Below are 21,928 nucleotides of genomic sequence, written 5' to 3' on the forward strand. Positions count from 1 at the left end.
GTTTTCCACGGGGTGGCCATCCACCCTACGAAGCTTGCTTGTCGCTTGCGGCTGCGCCCTAGAGCGCGCCCATCACCCGCCCGGCAAAGCCGAACACTCGGCGCTCGCCGGCCAGCTCGACCAGTTCCACCTCGCGGCTCTGGCCCGGTTCGAAGCGCACCGCGGTGCCGGCCGGGATGTTCAGGCGCATGCCGCGCGTGGCGGCGCGATCGAAGCTGAGCGCGTCGTTGGTCTCGAAGAAGTGGTAGTGCGAACCGACCTGGATCGGCCGGTCGCCGCTGTTGGCCACGCAGAGCGTCAGGGTGCGGCGGCCGGCGTTGAGCTCGATGTCGCCGTCCTGGATCTGGTATTCGCCGAGAATCATGGTTGGGGCGTCCTGTTCAGGGTCAGTTGCATCATGGTCAGGTCCAGCCAGCGGCCGAACTTGCAGCCGACCTGGCGCATCTGGCCGACATGGATGAAGCCCAGTTGCTGGTGCATATGGATCGAGGCGCGGTTTTCGCTTTCGATGAAGGCGACCATCACGTGCTTTTCCAGCTGTCGGGCGCGCTCGATCAGCGCCTGCATCAGGCTGCGGCCGATGCCGCTGCCGCGGTGGTCGGGGCTCACGTAGACCGAGTTCTCCACGGTGTGGCGAAAGCCGTCATGCGGTCGCCAGGGGCCGAATGAGGCATAGCCGGCTACGCGGCCCCCTTCGTCGATGGCGACCAGCACGGGGTAGCCCTGCGCGTGGCGCTCGGCCAGCCAGGCCTGGCGGTTGGCGAGGTCGACGCAGTGGTCGTTCCAGATCGCCGTGCTGTTCTCTACCGCGTCGTTGTAGATCTGCAGGATGCCTTCGAGGTCAGTGTCCAGGGCGTCGCGTATCTGCACGTTGGTTTCCTTCAAGAACGGTTCAAGGTCGTGGGCAGTAGACATTGACCGATATTTCAGGCGATTGGTTGATGCACCGTGACCAGCTTGGTGCCGTCCGGGAAGGTCGCCTCGACCTGGATTTCCGGAATCATCTCGGGCACGCCTTCCATCACCTGCTCGCGGCTAAGCAGGGTGGTGCCGTAGTGCATCAGCTCGGCGACCGTCTGGCCGTCGCGCGCGCCTTCGAGCAGCGCGGCGGAGATGTAGGCCATGGCCTCCGGGTAGTTGAGCTTCACACCGCGGGCCAGCCGGCGCTCGGCCACCAGGCCGGCGGTGAAGATCAGCAGCTTGTCCTTCTCTCTTGGTGACAGATCCATAACCGCTCCAGTTGTAGGGTGGATGTCGCTCTTCGTATCCACCGGCCAGTGGTCGAGACCACGCAGCGTTGTTCAGGGCGACGTGCACGCCAGCGCGCCGGCGTAGGGTGGGCAACGGCGCAGCCTTGCCCACCGGTCATCAGGTACTCCAGATTCGTGGCGGTAGCGCCTCGCGGCCCAGCAGTTCGGGGCGCAACAGTCGCCACAGAGCGATCAGCCAGGCGCGCGCATGCAGCGCTTCGTCGGCCAGGCAGCGCGCCACGATGAGCCCCGGCAGTTGCGTCAGGTCACCGCGCACGCGGCTGGGCAATTCGCGGCAGCGCTCCAGCAGGTCCGCGTCGAGCTCGCCGTTGGCAATGAGGGTGGCGAACACCGAATGCCCGTCGAGGCCGATCGGTGAGTCGAGCAACGCATCGGCGCCGGCGATGCGCTGGCGCTCGTGCCAGATCAGCCGGTCGTCGCGACGGATATCCAGGCGCGCCTGGAAATGCCCGGCGTCGAAGCGCTCGCCTGCGGCCGGCCGGCCGAGGGCAACGATGTCCCAGTAGAACAGCCGCGCATCGCCTTCCAGTTCGATGCAAGTGTTCAGCTCGGCCTGCGCCGCCGAGTAGACGATGGTCTCCTGCGGCAGCCATTCCAGCGTGGCGCCGGCCTCGACGCGCAGGCGCAGGTCCTGAAAGGCCGGGCTGGCGGCGCGATACCACTTGGCTGCACCGGGGCTGGTCAGCTGCGCCCAGGCGCCGGGGCCGAGCGTGACGCTGATGTCCAGCCGATCCCCGCCGGCGATGCCACCCGGGGGGTGAACGATGATGTGCTGGCAGACTTCCGACCCTTCGGGATACAGATGCTTCTGCACCCGCAACGGTCCGCTATGGCGGCGCAGCACCGGGCGCGTCGCGTCGCCGATGCGGGTATAGCCGAGCTCGAGTTCGGCCTGCCAGTGCGGAGTGAAGGGGTGAGTCAGAACGGTCATGCGCGGCTGCCGGTGGTAGTTGACTGGGCAGACAGCAATAGTCGTGCCTCCATCCGACGGTATGCGCAGCTTCGGGGCGTGCAAGGCCTCGTCGACGACGAGACCTGTGGGATATGCACCGTTACGGTGCGATCTGCTGCCGCCCGGTTCGCCATGCCCTTTCGTGGTGCGCCTGCTGCGCTCTTGCTCAGGGCTGACGGGATGCGCCGAGCCGGGCGAAGAAGCGCTGCTTGGTCCATTCCGAACAGGCCGCATAGAGCAGCGTGATCAGCAGAACCGCCCCGAGCACCGTGGCTGGCAGCGGCTGCAGGGCGAACCAGGCGCCCACCGGCGTATAGGGCAGCAGCACGGTCAGCAGCGCGATGAGCAGTGAACTGACGAGCAGGAAGCGCCCCGACCGGCTGCGATAGAACGGTTTGTGCGTGCGCACCACGAAGATGATGGCGAGTTCGGTGATTAGCGACTCGACGAACCAGCCGCTGCGAAACAGCTCCGGATGCTCGCCTACCAGATACAGCAGCACGCCGAAGGTGAGCAGATCGAAGGCCGAGCTGATCAGGCCGAACTGGATCATGAAGCGGCGCACCTCGCCGATGTCCCAGCGATGCGGCGTGCGTGACCAGTCGGCATCGACGCGGTCGCCGGCGATGCCGATGGCCGGAATGTCGGAGAGAAAGTTGTTGAGCAGGATCTGCTTGGCCAGCAGCGGCAGGAAGGGCAGGAAGAACGAGGCCACGGCCATGCTGATCATGTTGCCGAAATTGGCGCTGGTGGTCAGGTAGATGTATTTCAAGGTGTTGGCGAAGGTACGCCGGCCTTCGTCGATACCCTGGCGGACCAGGCCCAGCTCGTGGCGCAGCAGGACGAAATCGGCCGCCTCCTTGGCCACGTCCACCGCGTTGTCCACCGAGATGCCGACGTCCGCGGCATGCAGTGCCGGCGCGTCGTTGATGCCGTCGCCGAGAAAGCCCACCACGTGGCCGGTCTTCTGCAGCGCGCGGATGATGCGCTCCTTCTGGTTGGGATCGACCTCGGCGAACAGGCTGACCCGCGGCGCCAGGTTGATCAGCGCCTCGTCGCGCATCTGCCCGATCTCGGCGCCCGTGATGACGCGCTCGACATCGATGCCGACGCTCTCGGCCACCTGCCGCGCGATCAGGCGGTTGTCGCCGCTGATGATCTTCACCGCCACGCCCAGCTCGCGCAGCGCCGCCAGCTCCTCGCGCACACCGGGCTCGGGTGGGTCGAAGAACAGCAGGAAGCCGGCGAAGACCAGCGCCTGCTCATCATCGACGGTGCAGCGCTCGCCTTCCATGGAGCGCCAGGCAAGGCCGAGCACCCGATAGCCGGCGGCGCTCCAGGCAGCGAAGCGGGCCGCCAGCGCCTCACGCCGCTCGGCGGTCAACGGCAACACGGCATCGCCCTGCTGCACGAATGCCGACATCTGCAGCACGTTATCCAGCGCACCCTTGCAGATCAGCCGTGGTGTGGGCTCGCCGGCGTCGCGCAAGAGCACGCTCAGGCGCTTGCGGACGAAGTCGTAGGGAATTTCATCGAGCTTGTCGGCGCCAGTCATGGCCGGCGCCTTGTCGCGGGCGTAGTCGCCGATCGCCTCGTCCAGCGGGTTGCGCAGGCCGGTCTGCAGCGACGCGTTGAGCCAGGCCATGCGCAGCACCCTGGTGCTGGGCTGGCCGTCGGCGTCCAGCGCGCCGTCGAGGGCCACCACGCCGCGGGTGAGGGTGCCGGTCTTGTCGGTGCAGAGGGTGTCCATCGCGCCGAGATTCTCGATGGCGTTGAGATGGCGCACGATCACGCCGCGCCCCGCCATGCGTCGCGCGCCGGCCGAAAGGGTCGCGCTGAGGATCGCCGGCAACAGCTCCGGCGACAGCCCGACGGCCAGGGCGATGGCGAACATCAGGGTGTCCAGCGGCGGTCGGTCGAGGAACAGGTTGAGCCCGAGCACCGCCGTGACCATCACCAGCATCACCCGCAGCAGCAGACCGCCGAACTGGCGCAGGCCGCGCTCGAACTCGGTTTCCGGCGGGCGCAGCACCAGCGAGCGCTCGATATGGCCGAGCTCGGTATGCAGGCCGCAGCGCACGGCCAGCAGGCGCGCCGTGCCGCTGCGCAGCGAGGTGCCGCGGAACAGGCAGTTGTCGCGCTGCGCCAGGGCGGCGTCGCTGGCGATCCGGCTCGCCTGCTTCTGCACCGGAAAGGTCTCGCCGGTCAGCAGGGCCTGGTTGACGAAGCAGTCGCGCGCCTCGACCAGCCGGCCATCGGCCGGAATCAGGCTGCCGGCCGAGAGCTCGACGATATCGCCGGGCACCACTTCATCTGCGGCCAGGCTCTGCAGGCGCCCGTCGCGCCAGACATCGGCGCGGCTGGCCACCTGTTCGCGCAGGCGTGCAATCGCGCGGTTGGAACGGACCTCGTGCAGGCTGCCGACCAGCGCGCTGGCGATGACGATGGCCAGCACGATCAGGGCATCCAGCCAGTCATGGGCGATCAGCGCCACCAGCGCGCCGATCAACAGGATCAGCACCAGCGGGCTGGACAGCTGGCGCAGCAGCGAGGCGCCGACCTGCCGCGCCAGGTTCGGCCGGTACGTACGCCTGACCGACGGCTGACGCGCGGCGGCAGCGTCGCTGGCGAGCCCGTTCGGGCCGCTTTTCAGGCTGGCGTAGAGCTCATCCAGCGGCTGGCTCCAGTAGTCCGGCGTGGCGGCTTCGGTGTCGTCGGGGTGGCGCTTGCCTGAGAGCCAGCGATCGAACGCAGCGTGCATGCCTTGCCTCCCGAGCGGCGCGCGAACCTGTCCCGATAGTCCGCCTAGCGGCCTCGTGCGGCATTGACATCGGTCAGCCCCCGTGGGGGCGCTGCAGCAAGGCTAGATCGCCACCAGGCGTTGCACACCCTCGGCGGCCATGTCTGCGCCGCGGCCCTGCTGGATGATCTCGCCGCGGCTCATCACCAGGTACTGGTCGGCCAGGTCGGCGGCGAAGTCGTAGAACTGCTCCACCAGGAGGATCGCCATGTCGCCGCGGGCCGCGAGCTTCTTGATCACCGCGCCGATCTCCTTGATCACCGAGGGCTGGATGCCTTCGGTGGGCTCGTCGAGGATCAGCAGGCGCGGCTTGCTCGCCAGCGCGCGGCCGATGGCCAGTTGCTGTTGCTGGCCGCCGGAAAGGTCGCCGCCGCGGCGGTGCTTCATTTCCTGCAAAACCGGAAACAGTTCGTAGATGAACTCGGGTACTTCCTTGGCTTCCCCGGCGCTGAAACGGGACAGGCCCATCAGCAGGTTTTCCTCGACGGTCAGGCGGCCGAAGATTTCCCGACCCTGCGGCACGTAGGCGATGCCGGCGTGCACGCGCTGGTGCGGCTTGAAGCCGGTGATCGGCTTGCCCTCCCAGTTCACCGCGCCTTCCTTGGCCGGGATCAGGCCCATCAGGCACTTGAGCAGGGTGGTCTTGCCGACGCCGTTGCGTCCGAGCAGGCAGGTGACTTCGCCGACCTTCGCCTCGAACGAGAGGCCGCGCAGGATATGGCTGCCGCCGTAGTACTGGTGCAGTTGCTGGACTTGCAGCATGTCGATGTCCTTGTTCGTATGTCCGCGTGGAAAAGGCTTTGCCGTTTTCCACCCTACGTTCGACGGGCGTAGGGTGGATGGCCGAAGCCATCCACCTTTTTTGCTCAACGCCCCAGATACACCTCGATCACCCGCTCATCCGCCTGCACCTGTTGCAGCGAACCCTCGGCCAGCACCTGGCCCTGGTGCAGCACGGTGACGTGGTCGGCGATGGTCTCGACGAAGCCCATGTCGTGCTCGACCACCATCAGCGAATGCTTGCGCGCCAAGGACTTGAACAGCTCGGCGGTGAATTCGGTCTCGGCATCGGTCATGCCTGCTACCGGCTCGTCGAGCAGCAAGAGCTGCGGCGACTGCATCAGCAGCATGCCGATCTCGAGGAACTGCTTCTGCCCGTGGGACAGCAGCCCGGCCGGGCGATGACGCGACTGGCCGAGGCGGATGGTCTCCAGCACTTCGTCGATGCGGTCCTTCTGCTCGCCGTTGAGCTTGGCTCTCAAACTCGCCCATACCGACTTGTCGGTTTTCTGCGCCAGCTCCAGGTTCTCGAACACCGAAAGCGCCTCGAACACCGTGGGCTTCTGGAACTTGCGACCGATGCCGGCCTGGGCGATGTCCACCTCGCTCATGCGGGTCAGGTCCAGGGTTTCGCCGAACCAGGCGCTGCCGCTGGTGGGGCGCGTCTTGCCGGTGATGACGTCCATCATGGTGGTCTTGCCGGCGCCGTTGGGGCCGATGATGCAGCGCAGCTCGCCGACGCCGATGTACAGGCTGAGATCCGTCAGCGCCTTGAAGCCGTCGAAGCTGACGTTGATGTCTTCCAGGCTGAGGATGGTGCCGTGGCGTACGTCCAGGCCCTTCTCGGCGACCCGGCCGAGGCCGATGGCATCGCGGGTCAGGCCACCGCCAGTGGGGTCGAAGCCGTCGATGACGGCGCTGCAGGGTACGGTTTTCATCATTCGCCCCTCCGCTTGATGAGGCCGATGACGCCCTTGGGCAGGTACAGGGTGACGACGATGAATAGCGCACCGAGGGCGAACAGCCAGTATTCGGGTAAGGCCACGGTGAACCAGCTCTTCATGCCGTTGACGAGGCCGGCGCCGAGCAGCGGGCCGATCAGCGTGCTGCGCCCGCCGAGTGCGACCCAGACGGCCGCCTCGATGGATTGCGTCGGTGCCATCTCGCTGGGGTTGATGATCCCCACCTGCGGCACGTAGAGCGCACCGGCCAGGCCGCAGAGCACCGCCGACAGCGTCCAGATGAACAGCTTGTAGCCGCGCGGGTCGTAGCCGCAGAACATCAGCCGGTTCTCGGCATCGCGCAGGGCGGTGAGCACCCGGCCGAACTTGCTGCGCGCCAGGCGGAAGCCCAGGTACAGGCTGCCGGCCAGGAGCGCCACGGTGGCGAGAAACAACGTGGCGCGGGTCGCCGGCGCCGAGATCGAGAAACCGAGGATGGTCTTGAAATCGGTGAAGCCGTTGTTGCCGCCGAAGCCGGTCTCGTTGCGGAAGAACAGGAGCATGCCGGCGAAGGTCAGCGCCTGGGTCATGATCGAGAAGTAAACGCCCTTGATCCGCGAGCGGAAGGCGAAGAAGCCAAAGACGAAGGCCAGCACGCCGGGCACCAGCACCACCAGGCACATGGCCCAGAGAAAGCTCGACGTGCCATACCAGTACCAGGGCAGCTCGTTCCAGGCGAGGAAGCTCATGAACGCCGGCAGGCCGTCACCGGCGCTCTGGCGCATCAGGTACATGCCCATGGCGTAGCCACCGAGGGCGAAGAACAGGCCGTGGCCGAGGGACAAGAGCCCCGCGTAACCCCAGACCAGATCCAGCGCCAGGGCGACGATGGCGTAGCAGAGGATCTTGCCCACCAGGGTCAGGGTGTAGGCCGAAACGTGCAGGGCATGCTCGGCCGGCAGCAGATGCAGCAGCGGCATGGCGACGAGGACGGCGAGCGCCAGGCCGAGGGCGGTGACCGTGGCTTTCGGCCCGGCTTTCTGCGCGGCAGTGAGGGTAAGTGGCTGGTTCATGCGCAGCTCTCCTGTAGGAGCGAGCTTGCTCGCGAATGCGGGATTGGTGTCCGCGAGAAATTTCGTAGGGCGGGTGAAACCCGCCGAACGTGCTGAACGGCGACCGGGAGTTGGCGGGTTGCACCCGCCCTTCGGTTGCTGAAGGGCCCGCTGGGCGCCAATTCGCGGACAAGTCCGCTCCCACAAAGGGCGCGAAGCGGGCGGGGAGAAGTTTTCAATCGATCACCCTCCCTTTCAGCGCGAACAGCCCCTGCGGACGCTTCTGGATGAAGAGGATGATCAGCGCGAGGATGAGGATCTTGCCCAGCACGGCGCCGATCTGCGGTTCGAGGATCTTGTTGGCGATGCCGAGGCCGAAGGCGGCGAAGATGCTACCGGCCAGCTGACCGACACCGCCGAGCACCACCACCAGGAAGGAATCGATGATGTAGCTCTGGCCGAGGTCCGGGCCGACGTTGCCGATCTGGCTCAGGGCCACGCCGCCGAGCCCGGCGATGCCGGAACCCAGCCCGAAGGCCATCATGTCGATGCGCCCGGTGGGCACCCCGCAGCAGGCGGCCATGTTGCGGTTCTGCGTGACCGCGCGCACGTTCAGGCCCAGGCGCGTCTTGTTCAGCAAGAGCCAGGTCAGGAGCACCACGAACAGCGCGAAGCCTATGATCACCATGCGGTTGTACGGCAGCACCAGGTTCGGCAGCACCTGCAGGCCACCGGACAGCCAGCCGGGGTTGGCGACCTCGACGTTCTGCGCGCCGAACAGAACGCGCACCAGCTGGATCAGGATCAGGCTGATGCCCCAGGTCGCCAGCAGGGTTTCCAGCGGGCGGCCGTACAGATGGCGGATCACCGTGCGCTCCAGCGCCATGCCGATTGCGGCGGTGACGAAGAAGGCCACCGGCAACGCCACCAGCGGGTAGAAGGCGAGGGCTTCCGGGGCGAGCCGCGCCATCAGCACCTGCACCATGTAGGTGGTGTAGGCCCCGAGCATCAGCATCTCGCCGTGGGCCATGTTGATCACCCCGAGCAGGCCGAAGGTGATCGCCAGGCCGAGGGCGGCGAGCAGCAGGATCGAGCCCAGCGACAGGCCGCTGAAAGCCTGGCCGAGCAGCTCGCCGATCAGGAGCTTGCGCTTGGCCTGGGCCAGGCTGGTCTCGGCGGCCTTGCGCACGTTGGCGTCGGTTTCCGCCTCGTCGGCCAGCAGGTTCTCCAGGCGCACCCGGGCCATGGGCGCGCCGGTTTCGCCGAGCAGGCGCACCGCGGCGAGGCGTACGGCGGGGTCGCTTGCGGTCAGCTGCAGGTTGGCCAGCGCCAGGGTCAGCGCTTCGCTGACGGCGGCATCGTCCTCGGCGTCCAGGCGCTGCTGGAGCAGCTCGAGCTGTTCCGGTTGGCCGCTGCGCTGCAGGCGCTTGGCCGCGGCGAGGCGCTGCGCGGGGTCTTCGGCGAACAGCTGGTGGCTGGCCAGGGCGGTGTTGAGCAGGCCGCGCAGGCGGTTGTTCAGGCGCAGCTTCTTCGGCGTGCCGACCGGCTCGGCATCACCTTCGAGGGCACGGTAGGCCCCGTTTTCCTCAATGAAGGGCGTCTTGTTCTGGTCGATGGCCACGCGATTGGCGCGCAGCGCTTCGATCAGCGGCAGCCGCTCAGGCGCGGGCGCGGCGGCCCAGCTTTCCAGCAGCCTGGCCTGTTTGGCCGGGCTGGCCTTGGCGTAGTCGGCCGCGTCTCCGGCCTGGGCTGCCCAGGGCAGAACCAGCAGGAGCAGCAGCAATAATCGGTGCAGGGCAGTGTTCATGCGTGAATTCCCCAAGGGGCGCCGTGTGCTCTCTTGGCGGAGCTGGCGGCGATGGGCGGGCGGATGAGAACGTCTCGACTACGCGTCCCGATCCGCCCAACGAAAGCCGAGCGATCGTGGGGTGGATCGGGACGCGAAATCGGTGCGTCACGCATCCACCATGACGACCGCAGCGGTTAGTTGGACTTCACCGCGTAATCCGGCTTCTTGTCGTTGCCCGGGATGTAGGGGCTCCACGGCTGGGCGCGGACCGGGCTTTCGGTTTCCCAGACCACCGAGAACTGTCCGTCCTCCTGGACCTCGCCGATCATCACCGGCTTGTGCAGGTGGTGGTTCTTCTCGTCCATGGTCAGGGTGTAGCCGCTCGGTGCCTTGAAGGTCTGCCCGGCGAGTGCATCGCGCACCTTGTCCACCTCGGTGCTGCCGGCCTTCTCGACCGCCTGCGCCCACATGTGGATGCCGACGTAAGTGGCCTCCATCGGGTCGTTGGTCACCGCCTTGTCGGCGCCTGGCAGGTTCTGGGCCTTGGCGTAGGCCTTCCACTTGCTGACGAAGGCTTCGTTGACCGGATTCTCCACCGACTGGAAGTAGTTCCAGGCGGCCAGGTGGCCGACCAGCGGCTTGGTGTCGATGCCACGCAGCTCTTCTTCACCGACCGAGAAGGCGACGACCGGAACGTCGGTGGCGTCCAGGCCCTGGTTGGCCAGCTCCTTGTAGAAGGGCACGTTGGAGTCGCCGTTGATGGTCGACACCACGGCCGTCTTGCCGCCGGCGGCGAACTTCTTGATGTTGGCGACGATGGTCTGGTAATCGCTGTGACCGAAGGGGGTGTAGACCTCTTCGATGCTGGATTCCGGCACGCCCTTGCTGATCAGGAAGGCGCGCAGGATCTTGTTGGTGGTGCGCGGGTAGACGTAGTCGGTACCGAGCAGGAAGAAGCGCTCGGCGCTGCCGCCGTCTTCGCTCATCAGGTACTCGACGGCCGGGATGGCCTGCTGGTTCGGCGCGGCGCCGGTGTAGAAGACGTTCGGCGACAGCTCCTCGCCTTCGTACTGCACCGGGTAGAACAAGAGGCCGTTGAGTTCTTCATAGACCGGCAGCACGGATTTGCGCGAAACCGAAGTCCAGCAACCAAAGGTCACCGCGACCTTGTCCTGGGTCAGCAGCTGACGGCCTTTCTCGGCGAACAGCGGCCAGTTGGACGCCGGATCGACCACCACCGGCTCGAGCTGCTTGCCGAGCACGCCGCCCTTGGCGTTGATCTCGTCGATGGTCATCAGCGCCATGTCCTTGAGCGAGGTCTCGGAGATGGCCATGGTGCCGGACAGCGAATGCAGGATGCCGACCTTGATGGTTTCGGCGGCCTGCAGGGTGAAGGGGAACAGGCCGCTGAGCATCAGGGCACTGGCGGCGAGGGTGGTCTTGATCAGAGGACGGCGTTTCATTTGGGGCTCCTTGGCTGTCCGTGCGCAACTGTGGGCTGAAAACATCGGAACGCCTGGAGCAATGGCAGCATCCGTGCCAAATGGCGCAAAGCCAGGAATGGCGAGGCCTTGCGCGGAGAGTCGCGGTTTCGATGGTGCGCCAGGTGGGCTGCGCTGGTGCGCGGCGGGGCGCGTGGTGCACTGCCGAGGGCCGCTTTGCCCGATTTCGGTGCCGGCAGCCGTTCTTGCAGCGACCGGCAGCGGCTTCTAGCATGGCCGGCCCGTACCGAGATCGTCCCGCCATGCCCCGTCCGCCACGCGCTCCAGCACCCCGTTCCGCCCGGCCAGCTCGCGCGTCCGCGCCGCGGCGCGTCGCCAAGGCGCCGCCGGCCGAGCCGCGGTTGTTGCTGCTGAACAAGCCGTTCGATGTGCTGACGCAATTCAACGATGCCGATGGCCGCGCGACGCTGAAGGACTTCGTGCAGGTGCCAGGCGTCTACCCCGCCGGGCGGCTGGATCGCGACAGCGAGGGCCTGTTGCTCTTGACCAACGACGGTCTGTTGCAGGCGCGTATCGCCGACCCGAAGCACAAGCTGCCCAAGACCTACTGGGTGCAGGTGGAAGGCGAGGTAGACGAGACGCAACTGGAGCGGCTGCGCCAGGGCGTCGAGCTGAACGACGGCATGACCCTGCCGGCCGAAGCGCGGCAGCTCGACGAGCCCGCGCTGTGGCCGCGCAATCCGCCGGTGCGCTTTCGCAAGAGCGTGCCGACCTGCTGGCTGGAGCTGGTGATCCACGAGGGGCGCAATCGCCAGGTCAGGCGGATGACCGCGGCGGTCGGGCTGCCGACCCTGCGCCTGGTGCGGGTGCGCATCGGCCCCTGGGCGCTGGATGGCCTGCAGCCGGGCGAGTGGCGGGAAGTGCCGGCGCAGCTGTAGCGCGCCGGCGAAGGGTCAGTAGTAGGACTTGATGACCTCGATGCCCTTGCCGAGCACCGCGCGCCAGGCGTCCAGGTCCTCCTTGACCGAGTTCGGATCGTGTTGGCGCACGGTCTGCAGCACCGCGGCGAGCCAGAGGTCGTAGAGCTCCGGGCGGATGTCGAAGCCGCTGCGCGAGTGGCTCTGCCCCAGTGCCCGGAGCTTGGTGTCCGGCATGCCGCGGGCGAACAGCACCAGGTTGAGAATGCCGGCGCGCAGCAGGTGCTTCTGTGCGGCCATGTCGGTACGGGCGAACTTGTCGCGTACCGCCGGCGAGCTGGCGAGGAAGTTGACGTAGAAGTCGTCGAAGAAGCCGGCACTGGCACAGCAACGGCCATAGCTCTGCATCACGCGATCGGTGTCTTTCATGGCTTTCCTTGGCAAAGGCAGACCAGGGCCGTGCCGCGAAGGCACAGCCTGCTGGAGGAGGGAGAAGGAGGTGGGGCGGTCAGATGCCTTCGAGGCTACCGATCACCAGCGTCTTGATGACGAACCCCAGCACGCCCAGGCCGAGCGCGCCGAACAGCACCAGCGTGCCATAGCGGCCCGCCTGGGATTTCTTTGCCAGGTCCCACACGATAAAGGCCATGAAGGCCACCAGCCCACCGATCAGGCTGATCATCATCCACTCTTCGAAAACAGCTGGATCCATGCGTCCTCCGCAAGTCGTTCTGTTCAGGACAAGCGCTATGACAGCGGCAGGCGGCTATTTATCGAGCGTGGCTCTTATTGGATGTGCGTGCAGGGCATAGCAAGGCGGCGCGGATTATACGCAATCGTTTGCGTGAATGTTGTTCCGCTTCGTGAGCGGCGTCTCAGCCACGCAGATGCTCCAGTGGCAGCTCGGTGCTGGAGGCCACCTGGCGCAGCACGAAGCTGGAGCGGACGCTGGAGACGCCGTCGATGCGCGTCAGCGTACCGAGCAGGAACTGCTGGTAGTGCTCCATGTCGGGTACCACCACCTTGAGCTGGTAGTCGGCGTCCATCCCGGTGACCAGGCTGCACTCGAGCACCTCGGGGCACTTGCCGATCACCCCTTCGAAATGCTCGAAGCGCTCCGGCGTGTGCCGATCCATGCCGATCAGTACGTAGGCGGTCAGGGTCAGGCCGAGCTTCTTGCGGTCGAGCAGCGCGACCTGGCGGGCGATGTAGCCATCATCCTCCAGTTGCTTGACCCGCCGCGAGCAGGGCGAGGCGGACAGGCCGATACGCTCGGCCAGCTCCTGATTGGAAATGCGCGCGTCGTGCTGCAGTTCGGCGAGGATGCGCAGGTCGTAGCGATCGAGTTTGCTCATGGCGCGATACTTCCGTGGTTTTATTGCGCCGATTGTTGATGTTTGGCGATCAGTTGCGCAAGAGGCGCTTAACCAAGCAATCTTCGCAAACATCTGTCGTGCCGGCGGCGGTAAGCTACTTCCAACTTCCGCTCCCGGCACAACCGGTGCGGGCCAACCAGCCCGCACCCACTGCCCGCCTCACGAGGGCCGGCATCCGGAGCCGCACCGCCTTACCCCGGCGCTGCCTGAAGAAGCCGCTATCCGCGGCTGGCCGAACGAGATACCAAGACCACGCCTCGGCGTGGTCTTTTTTTGTGTGGCGCTCAGATGCGGTAGGTGGTCTTGGTCATCGCCTTGGCGACCAGGCTCATGCCGAACTTCACCGGCGCCGGGAAGCGCAGCCCGCCGGCGTCGATCGCCGCGGTCGAATGCCTGGCCTCGTCCTCGCGCATCTGCTCGAGGATCGCGCGGGACTTGCCGTCCTGCGCCGGCAGGCGCTGCAGGTGGTCGTCCAGGTGCTTGCACACCTGGTCCTCGGTGGCGGCGACGAAGCCCAGGCTGATGCGGTCGCTGATCAGCCCGGCGGAGGCGCCGATACCAAAGGACAGGCCATAGAACAGCGGGTTGAGCACGCTGGTGTGGCTGCCGAGCTGGCGGATGCGCTGTTCGCACCAGGCCAGGTGGTCGACCTCCTCGTCGGCGGCCTTCTCCATCGCTTCGCGCACCCGCGGCAGCCGGGCGGTCAGCGCCTGGCCCTGGTAGAGCGCCTGGGCGCAGACTTCACCGGTGTGGTTGATGCGCATCAGCCCGGCGACGTGGCGGGCTTCGCTCTCGTTGAGCTCGGGCTCTTCGCGGATCACCGCCGGCGACGGCCGGCCGGGCTGGCCGCTGAACGGCAGCAGGGTGCGCAGGGCGGAGTCTGCCTGCATCAGCAGGCGGTCGACGGGCGAGTAATGGCGTTGGCTGGTCATTCTGGGCTCCCTGTAATCGAAACCGTTGGGCGCTGGCGTGTGGCGCTCAGCCCGGCGGCCAGTGCAGCTGGCGCTGGCCGAGTACGTGCATGTGGATGTGATAGACCGTCTGGCCACCGAGGTCGTTGCAGTTCATCACCACGCGGAAGCCCTCCTGGCAGCCCTGCTCCTCGGCCAGGCGCTGGGCGGTGAACAGGATGTGCCCGGCCAGCGGCTTGTCGTCCGCCTCGCTGAGATCATGCAGGGTGGGGATGTGCTTCTTGGGGATGACCAGGAAATGCACCGGCGCCTGCGGCGCGATGTCGTGGAAGGCAATCAACTGGTCGTCTTCGTAGAGCTTGCGGGCGGGAATCTCGCCCGCCACGATCTTGCAGAACAGACAGTCCATCGTGTTTCTCCGATGCTCGGCTGCCGGACAGTGTATCAGCCCGTCGCGCGGGCGGAGTGGTGGCCGGTCCTGGAGGCTAGCGTGCCAGCATGCCGAAGACGAAGGCGCCGGCCAGCACGAGCAGCCAGAGCGCGGCGAGCAACTTGACCGACGTGCCATTGGGCGGTGGCGGTGCGCCGAAGCGGTTCGCTTCGCGCTTGCCGGGGACCGCTGCGAGGGCCAGCGGCATCAGCGAGCCGAGCACGGGCACGAAGTGCAGCGCCATGAGCCAGCCGGACAGGCCGATGTCGTGCAGGCGCTGGACACCGATCTGCACGTTGACCACGCCGGCGGCGACCAGAATCAGCAGCATGGCGCCGATCCCGGTGGGCGCGAGCAGTCCCAGCAGCAGGCTCGCCAGCAGGAAGGCTGCGCTGACCGCAGCGAGCGCGACCATCGACCAGGCCAGGTAGCGCAGCCGGCCGATGCGCCCGCTCAGGGAAAATACCTTCAGCTCGGCCGGGCCCGTGATCGGGTCGGCGAGCGGCGTGCGCGGTGGCGCATAGGGCGATTCGGTCCCCGCTTGCAAACGGGCCGCCTGCCGCGCCAGGTACTTGTCGATGACGATCGAGCAGTGGCTGCACTGGCTGGCGTGTGCCTGCTCGGCCTGGCATTTCGGGCAGGTCATCCTTGGCGCCACTGGAGCGGGCGAAGGCTCGACATCGACCCGCTGCGCCTGCGGTGCGGCCGGCGGTGCTTCCTCTTCCAGGCGTGCCAGCGCGCCGGCACGGTGCAGGGCGGCGAGGTAGCGCCGGGCGTGCTCCGCGCCGAGGCCCTTGCGCAGCACTTTGCTGCGCCCGTCGAACAGGCCGCGCAGGCGGCTTTCGTCGATCCGGAACAGCGCCGCCAGGTTCTGCCTGACGGCCTCGGCGCTCATGGTTGGTGCGCAGTCACCGGAAAACACGATGCGATAGCTGGGTTGGTCCATGTGGCATCCCTGTCACATTCGGGCCGCACGGGCCTCAGAAGGGTTTGACGATCACCAGGATGACGATCGCGATGAGAAACAGCACCGGCACCTCGTTGAACCAGCGGTAGAACACGTGCCCGCGGGTGTTGGCGTCGCGGGCGAAGCGCTTCAGCTGGGCCCCGCAAACGTGGTGATAGCCGATCAGCAGCACCACCAGCGCCAGCTTGGCGTGCAGCCAGCCGCCGGTGGCGAACAGCGCCGGGTTGAGCGCGATCATCCAGAGGCCGAACACCAGCGTGGCGATCATCGACGGCACCATGATGCCGCGGTACAGCTTGCGTTCCATGATCTTGAAGCGTTCGCGGCTGGGCTGGTCCTCGCTCATGGCGTGGTAGACAAACAGGCGCGGCAGGTAGAACAGGCCGGCAAACCAGCAGACCACGGCGATCAGGTGCAGCGCCTTGAGCCAGAGATAGAGCATCGGGTTCATCCTTCTGTGCGATCGCGCGATAGTAGAGGTTCATACGGCTGCTCGTCATCCGGGCGGTTGGCCGCCATCCAAAGCGGCTTTATCATCGCCTTCCTTTATGGCGCTTTTTCATCGCGAGGCAGCACATGGTCAAGGTCGGAATCGTCGGCGGAACGGGCTACACCGGAGTGGAGCTGCTGCGCCTGCTGGCGCAGCACCCCCAGGCGGAGGTGGCGGTCATCACCTCGCGCTCCGAGGACGGCGTCAAGGTCGCCGACATGTTTCCCAACCTGCGCGGGCACTACGACGGCCTGGCCTTCAGCGTGCCGGATGCCGCGACCCTGGGCGCCTGCGATGTGGTGTTCTTCGCCACGCCCCACGGTGTCGCCCATGCCCTGGCCGGCGAGTTGCTGGCGGCGGGCACCCGGGTGATCGACCTGTCGGCTGACTTCCGCCTGCAGGATGCCGATGAGTGGTCGCGCTGGTACGGCCAGCCCCATGGCGCGCCGGAGTTGCTGGAGTCGGCGGTCTACGGGCTGCCGGAAGTCAATCGCGAGAAGATCCGCGCGGCACGCCTGATCGCCGTGCCCGGCTGCTATCCGACGGCTACGCAGCTCGGCTTCCTGCCGCTGCTGGAGAACGGCCTGGCCGATGCGACGCGGCTGATCGCCGACTGCAAGTCGGGCGTCAGCGGCGCCGGGCGCGCGGCCAAGATCGGCTCGCTGTTCACCGAGGCGGGCGAGAGCATGATGGCCTATTCAGTCAAGGGCCACCGGCATCTGCCCGAGATCAGCCAGGGCCTGCGTCGCGCGGCCGGTGGTGATGTCGGGCTGACCTTCGTGCCGCACCTGACACCGATGATCCGCGGCATCCACGCCACGCTCTACGCGACCGTGGCGGATCGCTCGGTGGATCTGCAGGCGCTTTATGAGCAGCGCTACGCCAACGAACCCTTCGTCGACGTGATGCCCGCCGGTAGCCATCCGGAGACGCGCAGCGTACGCGGCGCGAATATCTGCCGGATCGCCGTGCATCGCCCGCAGGGCGGCGACCTGGTGGTGGTGCTCTCGGTCATCGACAACCTGGTCAAGGGCGCCTCGGGCCAGGCGGTGCAGAACATGAACATTCTCTTCGGCCTGGACGAGCGGATGGGCCTGACGGCGGCTGCGCTGTTGCCTTGAGGCCTTGTCGCGTGCGATAGCCGGCCTGTGCGAATAGTTGATCATTCTGGTGGGGTAAGCGGATAATGCGCCGCATCAGGCAGTTTTGGCGTCACGTACGCTAGGAGATCCGAATGAGTGTCGAATCCTTCACGCCGATGGCTATCCAGTTCACCCAGGGAGCCGCGAGCAAAGTGAAGAGTCTTGTCGAGGAGGAAGGTAATCCTCGGCTGAAATTGCGGGTTTTCGTGACGGGTGGCGGCTGTTCCGGCTTCCAGTACGGCTTCACGTTCGATGAGGACCTCGCCGAGGACGACACCATCATCGAGCGTGAAGGCGTCAGCCTGGTGGTCGATGCGATGAGCTTCCAGTATCTGGCGGGGGCGGAGGTTGATTATCAGGAAGGGCTGGAGGGGTCGCGCTTCGTGATCAAGAACCCGAACGCGAGCACGACCTGCGGCTGCGGCCAATCGTTCTCCATCTGACGCCGGCGTGGTCGAAGAAGCCGCACAGCCCTTGGGCGTGCGGCTTTTTTCATGCCGGATAAATGGCGCCGAGGATGCGCGGGCCGCGGGCTCCGGTGACCGTCGGCTCGTTGCCGGGCAGGCCTTCCAGGCAGCGCTGCGCGAGCCAGGCGAACGCCATCGCTTCGACCCAGTCGGCAGCGATGCCGAAGGCGTCGGTGGTGCCGACCCGGGCGGGGGCGTTGAGCTGCGCGAGCCGTTGCATCAGTGCGAGGTTGTGCGCGCCGCCGCCACAGACCAGGATGCGCTCGACATCAGGTTGCGCGGCTGTCAGGGCGTCGCTGATCGAGCGGGCGGTGAGCTCCAGCAGGGTGGCCTGCACATCCTGCGCGACGATGGGAGGCAGGCAAGCCAGATGCCGGTCCAGCCAGGCAAGGTTGAACAGTTCACGGCCGGTGCTCTTGGGGCCCGTTGCGCAAAAGAACTCGTCGCTCAGCAGGGCTTTTAGCAGGTGCGGGTCTGGGGTACCGCTGGCGGCCCAGGCGCCGTCGCGATCGAAGTCCAGGCCCTTTTCTCGCTGGATGAAAGCATCCAGCAGCACGTTGCCAGGGCCGCAATCGAAGCCGCGCAGTGGCTGGCCTGGCGCAAGCAGGCTGAGGTTGCTGAACCCGCCGATGTTGAGAATCGCCTGCCGCGTGCGCTCGTCACCGAATACCGCCTGGTGGAAGGCCGGCACCAGTGGTGCGCCCTGGCCCCCTGCCGCGACATCGCGCCGGCGGAAATCGGCGACCACCGTGATGCCGGTCAGCTCGGCCAGCAGTGCCGGATTGCCGATCTGGAGGGTGAATCCGCGTGCCGGCTCGTGGCGCACGGTCTGGCCATGGCTGCCGATGGCGCGTACGGCCGAGGGGGGGAGGGATTGCTCTTCGAGCAGGTTGTTGATGGTCTGCGCCGCGAGCCGGACCCAGGCGGCTTCGGCGATGGCGGCGCGCGCCAACTCGTCGACGCCGGGCTGGCAGAGGGAGAGGAGGTCGGCGCGAAGCCCGGCGGGCATCGGCTGGAACCGGCTGGCCACCAGCCTGGGGCTGTCTGACTGCTCGACAAGGACGATGTCCAGGCCGTCGAGACTGGTGCCGGACATGACACCCAGGTAGCGGTCCATGGTCAGTCTTGCTTCAAGGCCAGCATGCTGGCGCGCTCTTCGTCCATGCGTGCCATGAGCGGGCGGCTCGCGGCAAGGAAGCGGGGCAGTTCGCTCTTGGCGATCGGGTCGGCCATCGGCAGCTTCAGGCCAAGGGGGTCGACATGCACGCCGTCGACCTGGAACTCGTAGTGCAGATGCGGCCCGGTGGACAGGCCGGTCGTGCCGATGTAGCCGATGATCTGGCCCTGCTTGACCGCAGCCCCGTTGCGCACGCCCTTGGCGAACCCCTGCATGTGCGCATAGAGCGTGCGATAGCGGTTACCGTGCTGGATGATCACGGTGTTGCCGTAGCCGCCCTTGCGCCCGGCGAGGAGCACCTTGCCGTCGCCCGAGCTCTTGATCGGCGTGCCGTGCGGGGCCGCGTAGTCGACGCCCTTGTGCGCGCGGATCTTGTTCAGGATCGGGTGCTTGCGACCGTTGGAGAAGCGCGAGCTGATGCGCGCGAAGTCCACTGGGGTGCGGATGAAGGCCTTGCGCATGCTCGAGCCGTCGGCCGTGTAGTAGCTGGTGGTTCCGTTCTTGCCGGTATAGCGCACCGCAGTATAGGTCTTGCCTCGATTGACGAAGCGCGCGGCGAGGATGTTGCCGGTGCCGACACGGCGGCCGTCGACGATCTTCTCTTCGTAGACCACGTCGAAGCTGTCGCCCTGGCGGATGTCCAGGGCAAAGTCGATGTCATAACCGAAGATGTTCGCCAGGTCCATGGTCAGGTTGTGGCTCAGGCCGGCGTGCTTCGCGGCAAGGAACAGGCTGCTGGCGATCTCCCCGTGCGCGTAGCGGGTCTGCACGTCGGGCTTGATCTGCTCTTTCTTGAATGCATAGCCCGAGTCGGTCTTCTCGATCATCAGGCTCTGCAAGGGGCTGATCCTGCTGGAAAGACTGCGCAGTTGGCCTTGTTCATCGATGTCGAAAACCAGCTCCTGGCCGACTTTCAGCTGGGCGATCTGTTTGGCGTCCTTGCTGGAGGCCAGCACATCGTGCACGGCCGCAGAGGGCAGGCCGGCCTTGCTGAACAGCGTCGAGAGCGTGTCGCCGTTGGCCACCTTGAGGCGCTTGGTCGATTCGTCGACCGCAGGAGCCGCAGGCTCTGCCTGGGCGTTTGCCTCATTTGCCGGATCGGTAGCCGCTGCTTCGTTGCCGAAGGGGGACTCCGCGAGGGACGGAGTCGGCTCTCTGCTTTCGGTGTTCTCCTCGAGGATCTGCTCGGCTGCGTACTCGAGCTTGAGATCGATGAAGCTCTTCTTCGCTTCGACCTCGCGAGAAGGAAAGACCAGCAGAGCCAGGCTAAGCAGAGCAGCTACACCGCTGGCGGCCAGGAGATGGCTCTTCGGGTAGAGAGGCGCTTTTTGTGTTGGATACGTCATTAGCGTCTGGCGTTTTTGTGCTCGGAGTAACTGCCTAAAATATAAGCAAAGCCGGAGCGGGGCAACCCTGCGAGCCGGATTTCGGTCCCCGTCTGACCGGTGGATGGCTTGTATTTCGGCCCTGTTCTTGTAACGTTACGGCCTTCGATTTTGCTGGGGTGAGCTGTAATGAGGTCAGTCAAGGAACAGTTGTCCGTCATCAAGCGCGGCGCCGACGAGGTGCTCGTCGAGTCGGAGCTGGTCGCCAAGCTTGAGCGCGGGCAGCCGCTTCGGATCAAGGCAGGCTTCGATCCGACCGCCCCGGACCTTCACCTCGGACATACCGTCCTTATTAATAAGCTGCGTCAGTTTCAGGAACTGGGGCATCAGGTCGTCTTTCTGATCGGTGACTTCACCGGCATGATCGGCGACCCGAGCGGCAAGAGCGCCACGCGCCCGCCGCTCACGCGCGACCAGGTGCTGGAGAACGCCGAGACCTACAAGGCACAGGTGTTCAAGATCCTCGATCCGCAGAAGACCGAGGTCGCCTTCAATTCCTCCTGGATGGATCAGCTCAGTCCTGCTGACTTCATCCGGCTCGCCTCGCAGTACACCGTGGCCCGCATGCTCGAGCGCGATGACTTCAAGAAGCGGTACGAGGGCAATCAGTCGATCGCCATCCACGAATTCCTTTATCCGCTCGTCCAGGGCTATGACTCGGTTGCGCTGCGTGCCGACGTCGAGTTGGGCGGTACGGATCAGAAGTTCAACCTGCTGATGGGGCGCGAGTTGCAGCGCGCCTATGGCCAGGAGAGTCAGTGCATCGTCACCATGCCGCTGCTGGAGGGGTTGGACGGGATCAAGAAGATGTCCAAGTCGCTGGGTAACTATGTGGGGATCCAGGAAGCGCCTGGCGTCATGTACGGGAAGCTGGTGTCAATGCCGGATGCCCTGATGTGGCGTTACTTCGAACTGCTCAGCTTTCGGCCGCTTGAAGAAATCGAAGCATTCCGCGGTGACGTGGAGCGTGGGGCCAATCCGCGAGACATCAAGATCAAGCTTGCAGAGGAGCTGGTGGCTCGCTTCCATGGCGAGGAGGCGGCGGCCACGGCGCATCGCTCGGCAGGCAATCGCCTGAAGGATGGCGAGGTGCCTGAAGATATTCCGGTGGTCGAGCTCGCCTCGTCGGAGCCGATGCCGGTTTCGTCTGTGCTGAACAAGGCGGGGCTGGCCAAGAATGCTGCGGCGGCAAGGGATCTGCTCGGTGCCGGGAGCGTAAAAGTGGATGGTGCGGTGGTGGATCGCTCCTTTGTCTTCGCGCTGGGTTCGGAGCATGTCTGCCAGGCAGGCAAGAAGGCATTTGCCAGGATTCGCGTCGCCGAGGAGAAAAATTGAATATTGGTGTTGACGCCCTCCGAAACCCGCCTATAATTCGCACCACTTTCGCAGCGAACTTCGACGGAAAAGCCTGATAAATCAACAGGTTAGGAAGTCGAAAGGGGTTGCAAGGGCGGTGGATTCGAGTAGAATGCGCCGCGCCGGCAGGGTGAGGTTGAAGCGCTGCCGGTGTCTCGTTCGAAGCTCGGGCGAGGCGGTGAAAAAGGCGGTTGACAGCGAAGATAGACGCTGTATGATTCGCCTCCCGCTTCAAGAGGTTGAGAGATCGGCGAGGCGGCAAGCGATTGAGTAGAAAAGAAAA

Annotated in this window: 22 protein-coding genes and 1 pseudogene; 4 read left to right on the plus strand and 19 right to left on the minus strand. The window is 66.0% G+C overall.

Annotation, left to right across the window (positions count from 1 at the left end; translation table 11 throughout):
- Window positions 1–58: 58 nt before the first annotated feature.
- From L3N39_RS03790 to urtA, 10 genes and pseudogenes are all read right to left on the minus strand, one after another.
- Window positions 59–364, minus strand: coding sequence for an urease subunit beta (locus tag L3N39_RS03790; RefSeq protein ID WP_237255872.1), 306 nt, complete (start codon window positions 362–364; stop codon window positions 59–61).
- Window positions 361–915, minus strand: coding sequence for a GNAT family N-acetyltransferase (locus L3N39_RS03795; protein WP_237255874.1), 555 nt, complete (start codon window positions 913–915; stop codon window positions 361–363). The genes L3N39_RS03790 and L3N39_RS03795 overlap by 4 nt, the downstream gene beginning before the upstream one ends.
- 11 nt (window positions 916–926) lie before the next feature.
- Window positions 927–1,229: an urease subunit gamma gene (gene ureA, locus L3N39_RS03800; protein WP_003283033.1), complete on the minus strand. Its 303-nt coding sequence runs from the start codon at window positions 1,227–1,229 to the stop codon at window positions 927–929.
- Window positions 1,230–1,368: 139 nt separating this feature from the next.
- Window positions 1,369–2,202 (minus strand): urease accessory protein UreD, encoded by an 834-nt coding sequence (locus L3N39_RS03805; protein WP_237255876.1) that lies wholly within the window; start codon window positions 2,200–2,202, stop codon window positions 1,369–1,371.
- Between the two features lie 187 nt (window positions 2,203–2,389).
- Window positions 2,390–4,939, minus strand: a pseudogene (gene mgtA / locus L3N39_RS03810) (magnesium-translocating P-type ATPase); the annotation flags it as partial.
- Window positions 4,940–5,086: 147 nt separating this feature from the next.
- A complete protein-coding gene (urtE, locus tag L3N39_RS03815; RefSeq protein WP_237255880.1) occupies window positions 5,087–5,785 on the minus strand; it encodes an urea ABC transporter ATP-binding subunit UrtE in 699 nt (232 codons plus the stop codon).
- A 104-nt stretch (window positions 5,786–5,889) separates the two neighbouring features.
- Window positions 5,890–6,741: an urea ABC transporter ATP-binding protein UrtD gene (gene urtD, locus L3N39_RS03820; protein WP_101275185.1), complete on the minus strand. Its 852-nt coding sequence runs from the start codon at window positions 6,739–6,741 to the stop codon at window positions 5,890–5,892.
- Window positions 6,741–7,817 carry an urea ABC transporter permease subunit UrtC gene (gene urtC, locus L3N39_RS03825; RefSeq protein WP_237255881.1) on the minus strand — a complete coding sequence of 359 codons (1,077 nt, stop codon included), beginning with the start codon at window positions 7,815–7,817 and terminating at the stop codon, window positions 6,741–6,743. Before urtC ends, urtD begins: the two co-directional genes overlap by 1 nt.
- A 214-nt stretch (window positions 7,818–8,031) precedes the next feature.
- Window positions 8,032–9,603 (minus strand): urea ABC transporter permease subunit UrtB, encoded by a 1,572-nt coding sequence (gene urtB / locus L3N39_RS03830; protein ID WP_237255883.1) that lies wholly within the window; start codon window positions 9,601–9,603, stop codon window positions 8,032–8,034.
- Window positions 9,604–9,779: 176 nt separating this feature from the next.
- A complete protein-coding gene (gene urtA, locus L3N39_RS03835; protein WP_237255884.1) occupies window positions 9,780–11,048 on the minus strand; it encodes an urea ABC transporter substrate-binding protein in 1,269 nt (422 codons plus the stop codon).
- Between the two features lie 281 nt (window positions 11,049–11,329).
- On the opposite strand from urtA, the gene L3N39_RS03840 reads away from it, so the two are divergent.
- Window positions 11,330–11,965 (plus strand): pseudouridine synthase, encoded by a 636-nt coding sequence (locus tag L3N39_RS03840; RefSeq protein ID WP_237255886.1) that lies wholly within the window; start codon window positions 11,330–11,332, stop codon window positions 11,963–11,965.
- A 15-nt stretch (window positions 11,966–11,980) separates the two neighbouring features.
- Here the strand turns inward: L3N39_RS03840 and L3N39_RS03845 are convergent, their stop codons facing one another.
- The 7 genes from L3N39_RS03845 to hemJ all read right to left on the minus strand — a co-directional run bounded on the left by L3N39_RS03845 (window position 11,981) and on the right by hemJ (window position 16,070).
- Window positions 11,981–12,373 carry a globin gene (locus L3N39_RS03845; protein ID WP_237255888.1) on the minus strand — a complete coding sequence of 131 codons (393 nt, stop codon included), beginning with the start codon at window positions 12,371–12,373 and terminating at the stop codon, window positions 11,981–11,983.
- Window positions 12,374–12,452: 79 nt separating this feature from the next.
- Window positions 12,453–12,656 (minus strand): DUF2788 domain-containing protein, encoded by a 204-nt coding sequence (locus tag L3N39_RS03850; RefSeq protein WP_237255890.1) that lies wholly within the window; start codon window positions 12,654–12,656, stop codon window positions 12,453–12,455.
- A 163-nt stretch (window positions 12,657–12,819) separates the two neighbouring features.
- Window positions 12,820–13,299, minus strand: coding sequence for an Lrp/AsnC family transcriptional regulator (locus L3N39_RS03855; RefSeq protein WP_237255892.1), 480 nt, complete (start codon window positions 13,297–13,299; stop codon window positions 12,820–12,822).
- A gap of 305 nt (window positions 13,300–13,604) precedes the next feature.
- Window positions 13,605–14,252 (minus strand): 2-polyprenyl-3-methyl-6-methoxy-1,4-benzoquinone monooxygenase, encoded by a 648-nt coding sequence (gene coq7 / locus L3N39_RS03860; RefSeq protein ID WP_237255894.1) that lies wholly within the window; start codon window positions 14,250–14,252, stop codon window positions 13,605–13,607.
- A 46-nt stretch (window positions 14,253–14,298) separates the two neighbouring features.
- Window positions 14,299–14,640 (minus strand): histidine triad nucleotide-binding protein, encoded by a 342-nt coding sequence (locus L3N39_RS03865; protein WP_237255895.1) that lies wholly within the window; start codon window positions 14,638–14,640, stop codon window positions 14,299–14,301.
- A gap of 76 nt (window positions 14,641–14,716) precedes the next feature.
- A complete protein-coding gene (locus L3N39_RS03870) occupies window positions 14,717–15,607 on the minus strand; it encodes a DUF805 domain-containing protein (protein WP_237255897.1) in 891 nt (296 codons plus the stop codon).
- Window positions 15,608–15,641: 34 nt separating this feature from the next.
- Window positions 15,642–16,070 carry a protoporphyrinogen oxidase HemJ gene (gene hemJ / locus L3N39_RS03875; protein WP_237255898.1) on the minus strand — a complete coding sequence of 143 codons (429 nt, stop codon included), beginning with the start codon at window positions 16,068–16,070 and terminating at the stop codon, window positions 15,642–15,644.
- 134 nt (window positions 16,071–16,204) lie between these two features.
- Here hemJ and argC point away from each other — a divergent pair, with 134 nt between their 5' ends.
- Together argC and erpA are read left to right on the plus strand one after the other, a co-directional pair.
- Window positions 16,205–17,239, plus strand: a complete 1,035-nt coding sequence (gene argC / locus L3N39_RS03880) for an N-acetyl-gamma-glutamyl-phosphate reductase (protein WP_237255900.1) — start codon at window positions 16,205–16,207, stop codon at window positions 17,237–17,239.
- A 113-nt stretch (window positions 17,240–17,352) separates the two neighbouring features.
- On the plus strand, window positions 17,353–17,703 hold the full coding sequence (erpA, locus tag L3N39_RS03885) for an iron-sulfur cluster insertion protein ErpA (protein ID WP_237255902.1): 351 nt from the start codon (window positions 17,353–17,355) through the stop codon (window positions 17,701–17,703).
- A 49-nt stretch (window positions 17,704–17,752) separates the two neighbouring features.
- On the opposite strand, the gene L3N39_RS03890 is transcribed toward erpA, so the two are convergent.
- On the minus strand, window positions 17,753–18,844 hold the full coding sequence (locus tag L3N39_RS03890; protein ID WP_237255903.1) for an anhydro-N-acetylmuramic acid kinase: 1,092 nt from the start codon (window positions 18,842–18,844) through the stop codon (window positions 17,753–17,755).
- A gap of 2 nt (window positions 18,845–18,846) precedes the next feature.
- Complete coding sequence (locus L3N39_RS03895) at window positions 18,847–20,250, minus strand: peptidoglycan DD-metalloendopeptidase family protein (protein ID WP_237255905.1); 1,404 nt, start codon at window positions 20,248–20,250, stop codon at window positions 18,847–18,849.
- 168 nt (window positions 20,251–20,418) lie between these two features.
- On the opposite strand from L3N39_RS03895, the gene tyrS reads away from it, so the two are divergent.
- Window positions 20,419–21,624, plus strand: coding sequence for a tyrosine--tRNA ligase (gene tyrS / locus L3N39_RS03900; RefSeq protein WP_237255907.1), 1,206 nt, complete (start codon window positions 20,419–20,421; stop codon window positions 21,622–21,624).
- The last annotated feature ends 304 nt before the right edge of the window (window positions 21,625–21,928 follow it).

It is taken from the genome of Pseudomonas oligotrophica (genome assembly GCF_021726475.1).
Lineage (GTDB): Bacteria > Pseudomonadota > Gammaproteobacteria > Pseudomonadales > Pseudomonadaceae > Stutzerimonas > Stutzerimonas oligotrophica.